Annotated in this window: 5 protein-coding genes; 1 reads left to right on the top strand and 4 read right to left on the bottom strand. The window is 61.7% G+C overall.

Going from position 1 to position 5,005, the window contains the following annotated elements; translation table 11 throughout:
• Positions 1–174: 174 nt before the first annotated feature.
• Together HBH1_RS24675 and HBH1_RS24670 are read right to left on the bottom strand one after the other, a co-directional pair.
• Entirely contained in the window at positions 175–753 is a 579-nt protein-coding gene (locus HBH1_RS24675; protein WP_102664747.1) for a CNP1-like family protein, read from the bottom strand.
• Positions 754–758: 5 nt separating this feature from the next.
• A complete protein-coding gene (locus HBH1_RS24670; RefSeq protein WP_006713220.1) occupies positions 759–1,349 on the bottom strand; it encodes an RNA pyrophosphohydrolase in 591 nt (196 codons plus the stop codon).
• Positions 1,350–1,576: 227 nt separating this feature from the next.
• On the opposite strand from HBH1_RS24670, the gene HBH1_RS24665 reads away from it, so the two are divergent.
• The gene (locus HBH1_RS24665) at positions 1,577–3,304 is read left to right on the top strand and encodes a proline--tRNA ligase (protein WP_006713221.1); all 1,728 of its coding nucleotides are present in this window, start codon (positions 1,577–1,579) and stop codon (positions 3,302–3,304) included.
• 95 nt (positions 3,305–3,399) lie between these two features.
• Here the strand turns inward: HBH1_RS24665 and HBH1_RS24660 are convergent, their stop codons facing one another.
• Both HBH1_RS24660 and HBH1_RS24655 read right to left on the bottom strand, forming a co-directional pair.
• Positions 3,400–3,807 (bottom strand): hypothetical protein, encoded by a 408-nt coding sequence (locus HBH1_RS24660; protein ID WP_102664748.1) that lies wholly within the window; start codon positions 3,805–3,807, stop codon positions 3,400–3,402.
• A 380-nt stretch (positions 3,808–4,187) separates the two neighbouring features.
• Entirely contained in the window at positions 4,188–4,691 is a 504-nt protein-coding gene (locus HBH1_RS24655) for an SWIB/MDM2 domain-containing protein (RefSeq protein WP_077235781.1), read from the bottom strand.
• Positions 4,692–5,005: the final 314 nt, after the last annotated feature.

Genomic DNA, 5,005 nt, shown 5'->3' with positions numbered 1-5,005 from the left:
CGACAAAGACTGGTTACTCTGCTCAATGAAGAACGGTCCGGTCGACAATTCGACCGGACCGTGAAAGCCCCACCTCAGCGATATACCGTTCGCGTGATCAAAAAAGATCTTAACTGAACGGCATTACGGCCTGGCCGCGTTTTTTCTTTGTTGCTGCTGCTTGTGCCGTCGCGATCAGCGACGCACCGGGTCAATGCGGGTCTGGGTCTTGAGGCGATTGACGATGCTCTTGAGGTTTTCGTTGTCGGCGATCATCTTGCCGTCGCAGAAATAATCCCGGAACAGGGCGCCATCGATACGATTGGCACCGATATCACGGATCGGCTGCCATTTGTCGCGACGCGAGCGCGACCATTTGCCGTCGGGGTGGCCGAAGGCATAGGTCTTCTTCTCCCAGGTTTCGCAGCGCATGCCTTCGTACATCACGTTCACGGCACCGCCTTCGGTCTTGGTCAGCACCGTGTAGCGCACCACCTTGTCAGTGCCGATGGAGACCGAGTTGAGGTCCACGTACGCCTTCATGGTGGCGTTCGGGCTGAGGTAGAACTCGGCCAGGTTCTGCTGTTGCGGTGTGGGCGGCAGCTGTACGGCGATCTCCTGCCAGGGCTTTTCCTCGTCGTCGAATTCCTCGTCGAAGCCCTGCGCCAGGGCGCCGGCGCAGACGGCCAGCAGCGAGCAGGCCAGTACCGCCTGGCGCAGGCCACGCAGGGTGATCGGAGGGCGTTGTGGTGCGTTCTGCAGGGAAGAGGGCATGGGGCTCACTTGGATTCGGGCGTGGAGGCGCCGTTGAGGGGCTGGGCCTGCGTGGCCGGGCCGGTTTTCTTGTGGGGAGGCAGGGGACGGCCGGGTGGCTCGCCGCGTCGCACGGCATGGCCGGCGCGATTCAGGAAGCGCGACAATTCCTGCAGCGCCTGCTGATAGACCTCGCGCTTGAACTCGATGACCACGTCCAGCGGCACCCAGTAGTCATGCCAGCGCCAGGCATCGAACTCGGGATGCGAGGTGCCGCGCAGGTTGACGTCGCAATCGCGCCCGACCATGCGCAGCAGGAACCAGATCTGCTTCTGGCCGCGATAATGGCCGCGCACTTCGCGCTTGATGAAATGGTCGGGGACTTCGTAGCGCAGCCAGTCACGGGTGCGACCGATGATCTTGACGTGCTCGGCCCGCAGGCCGATTTCCTCTTCCAGTTCCCTAAACATCGCCTGTTCGGGGGTCTCGCCGTGCTTGATGCCGCCTTGCGGGAATTGCCAGGAGTGCTCGCGTACGCGCTTGCCCCACCACACCTCGTTATTGGCGTTGAGCAGGATGATGCCGACGTTCGGGCGGAAGCCTTCTCGATCCAGCATGGTGATCCTCAAACTTTCTGCGGCTGGAAGTGCCTTTCGGGCAGGCTCATGCGACTGCGGGCGCGCCGATGGAAATCAGCGCGCCAGGCGGGTCAGGAGCAATCACATCGATGCACGGATGTCATTGAAACTAGGAGCAAATCTGCAAAGAAAGGGCGCATCAGCCAGCTAATCCTTTAAAATTAGAACGATTATAACCCTCCTCTTTTTAAAAAGAACCGACCGTCATGCGCGCCTCACGTTTTTTTATTTCCACCCTGAAAGAAGCCCCTTCCGACGCTGAAATCGTCAGCCACAAGCTGATGATGCGGGCCGGGATGATCAAGCGTCTGGGTGCCGGCATCTATACCTACATGCCGATGGGGTTGCGCGTGATCCGCAAGGTCGAAGCCATCGTGCGCGAGGAAATGAACCGTGCCGGCGCCGTCGAGCTATTGATGCCGGTGGTGCAGCCGGCCGAGCTGTGGCAGGAGACCGGGCGCTGGAACAAGATGGGCGCCGAGCTCATGCGCGTGAAGGATCGCCATGGTCGCGACTTCGCCATCCAGCCGACCTCCGAGGAAGTGGTCACCGACGTGGCGCGCTCCGAACTGCGCAGCTACAAGCAGCTGCCGGTGAACTTCTATCACATCCAGACCAAGTTCCGCGACGAGCGTCGCCCGCGTTTCGGCCTGATGCGCGGTCGCGAATTCACGATGAAGGATGCCTACTCCTTCGACCGCGACATCGACGGCCTGAAGAAGTCCTACCAGGCCATGTATGACGCATACGTGCGCATCTTCACCCGTTTCGGACTGCAGTTCCGCGCGGTGGCGGCCGACAACGGTGCCATCGGTGGTTCCGGCTCGCATGAGTTCCACGTGATCGCCGCCACCGGCGAAGACGCACTGGTCTATTGCCCCACCTCCGACTACGCCGCCAACATGGAAGCGGCCGAAGCCCTGCCGGTGGACAGCGCCCGTGGCGCCGCTACCCAGGCGCTGGAAAAGACCGCCACACCCGGCAAGTCCAAGTGCGAGGCGGTGGCCGAGTTGCTGGGCCTGCCGCTGGCGCGCACGGTCAAGTCCATCGTCCTGGCCGTGGACAACGATGATCCTGCCAAGAAGGAAATCTGGCTGCTGCTGCTGCGTGGCGACCACGAGCTCAACGAAGTGAAGGCCAGCAAGATCCCCGGTCTGGCCACCTATCGTTTCGCCAACGAAGCCGAGATCGTCGAATGGTTCGGCACGCCCCCGGGCTATCTGGGCCCGATCGGTACCAAGAAGCCGGTCAAGGTCGTGGCCGACCGCACCGTGGCCAACATGGCCGACTTCGTCTGCGGCGCCAACGAGGCTGATTTCCACTACACCGGCGCCAACTGGGGCCGTGACTTGCCCGAACCGGTGGTGGCCGATATCCGCAACGTGGTCGAAGGCGACGCCTCGCCGGATGGCCAGGGTGTGCTGGCGATCCAGCGCGGCATCGAAGTGGGCCACGTGTTCCAGTTGGGTACGACCTATTCCGAGGCGATGAAGGCGACCTATCTGGATGAGGCCGGCAAGCCGCAACCGCTGGTGATGGGTTGCTACGGCATCGGCGTGACCCGCATCCTGGGCGCGGCCATCGAACAGAATTTCGACGAGCGTGGCATCATCTGGCCGACTTCGATTGCACCGTTCGAGGTCGTGCTCTGCCCGATGGGTTATGACCGCAGCGAAGCCGTCAAGACCGAGATCGACAAGCTGTATGCGCAATTGACCGAGGCAGGCGTGGATGTGGTGCTGGATGACCGTGGCGAACGCCCCGGCGCGATGTTCGCCGACTGGGAACTGATCGGCGTGCCACATCGTATCGTCGTCGGTGATCGTGGCCTCAAGGATGGCAACATCGAATACCAGGGCCGTCGCGACAGCGAAGCCACCCAGGTCCCGCTGGCTGAGGCGCTGGCCTTCATCCAGGGCAAGCTGGCAGCTTGAGCCACCCTGCTGCTGCGGTGTGACGCGGCAATGAAAAAGGCGGACGCCATGGCGTCCGCCTTTGTTTTGGTCGCAGCCGAAGCCGCTGTGCCGTCTTACTTCGCCGGAACGATGGTCACCGTCTCGCGCAGGATGCCGCCGTCGGCAACGCTACCATCGGTACGACCCTGGCCATTGACGCGCTTTTCGCAATCGATGCGATCGGACTGCGGCAGGCCTTCGCAGCGGCGCAGTGCGTTTTCCTTCAACTGGGTCGCGCCGGGATCCGTCAGTGTGCCGCGTGCGGCCGCCTGTTGCGCAGCGCCCGCTTCACGCAGGCAGGTCGCACGGTCTTCGGTGGAGCTACCGTTCTTGCAGGCAGCGATCTGTTGCTGATACTCCGTATTGCCTGCCTTGCCGGCAGCCAATACGTGCGAGGCGCCGCCCAGGGCGGCCAGGCCGATCACGAGTGCGCTGGCCGAGCGCAGGACCTGGTGACGCAGGCTATGGGTGTGGTTTGGCATGGTCATTTCCTTTCTCTTGGTAATGAGCTTCCACGCTCATCAGTGGATGGCATATTGATAGACCCGGCGTTGCTTGTTCAGTTCTGCGGGATGGGAGGTGAGAGTGAGCAATAGGTCAGCAAGAGGTCCTTGCCACGCGCACCGGTGCAGAACATGCATCCTATGGGATCGCTACGGTGACTGCCATCAGAAAAGCCCGCCAACGGGCGTCGGAAAAGCGGAAGCGTTGAGATTGTCCGAAGCGGATCGCCGTCTGCCAAGCCTGCCTGCGACCGCGCTGCGTGGAAGTGGGCCGTTCTGACACATCCAGAAACAAAAACGCCCGCATGATTTCTGCGGGCGTTTTTGTTTGCAAGTCGCTTGCAAACCGCGGGCGTCGATCAGCTCAGGTGAGCCGAGATCAGCTTGGTCATTTCGAACATCGTGACTTGCTTCTTGCCACCGAAGATCGCCTTGAGCTTGTCATCAGCATCGATGTTGCGCTTGTTCTCGGCGTTCTGCAGCTTGTTCTTCTTGATGTATTCCCACACCTTCTTGGTCACTTCGGTGCGTGGCAGCGGCTTGGCGCCGACCACTTCGCCCAGTGCTGCCGACGGCGTCAGCGGCTTCATGAAGGCGGCGTTGGGAGTACGTTTTGCTGCGGGCTTCTTGGCGGCGGGCTTGGCAGCCGGTTTTGCTGCGGCTTTCTTGGGGGCTGCCTTGGGTGCGGCTTTCGGAGCTGCCTTGGCTGCCGGCTTGGCGGCGGGTTTGGCCGCTGCCTTTGGCGCTGCCTTCGGTGCTGCGGCTTTCGCGGCAGGCTTAGCTGCCGGTTTTGCTGCCGGCTTGGCGGCGGGTTTTGCTGCTGGCTTCTTTACTGCGGCTGCTGCTTTTTTTGCTGTGGCCATCTGAAAGACTCCTCACAAGAATGAGATGAATGCGTCAATTTACGCACCGCTAATAGTGGTGCTCTTTGCACGGCCATGCAAGTATTTTTTGGCAGATTTCCGGATGAAATAACCAGGAAACAACGAGCCGCCCCGATCCGGCGTCAAGCCGCGCCGGTAAAGGGATCGCGGCGGATGCCGGCGGGTCGTGGAAGGACCCCTCGCGTGCGGTTTGCGAGGCCGCCCGGAAGATGAAAAAAGGACATGACCGCAGCCGCGCGCGAGGGCACCTGCCAGTGATCCGGAGAGGGGAGGAAATGCGGGGGGAGGAATAC

Source organism: Herbaspirillum sp. BH-1, assembly GCF_002870055.1.
GTDB classification, from domain to species: domain Bacteria; phylum Pseudomonadota; class Gammaproteobacteria; order Burkholderiales; family Burkholderiaceae_D; genus Herbaspirillum; species Herbaspirillum frisingense.
The sequence above is the reverse complement of the archived record's forward strand: the minus strand, read 5'-3'. Positions and strand labels throughout refer to the sequence as shown.

What these genes read in the sequence shown, in the direction of transcription:
- HBH1_RS24675 (WP_102664747.1), bottom strand. Translation starts at nt 753, where the DNA reads ATGCCCTCTTCCCTGCAGAACGCACCACAACGCCCTCCGATCACCCTG.
- HBH1_RS24655 (WP_077235781.1), bottom strand. Translation starts at nt 4,691, where the DNA reads ATGGCCACAGCAAAAAAAGCAGCAGCCGCAGTAAAGAAGCCAGCAGCA.
- HBH1_RS24670 (WP_006713220.1), bottom strand. Translation starts at nt 1,349, where the DNA reads ATGCTGGATCGAGAAGGCTTCCGCCCGAACGTCGGCATCATCCTGCTC.
- HBH1_RS24665 (WP_006713221.1), top strand. Translation starts at nt 1,577, where the DNA reads ATGCGCGCCTCACGTTTTTTTATTTCCACCCTGAAAGAAGCCCCTTCC.
- HBH1_RS24660 (WP_102664748.1), bottom strand. Translation starts at nt 3,807, where the DNA reads ATGCCAAACCACACCCATAGCCTGCGTCACCAGGTCCTGCGCTCGGCC.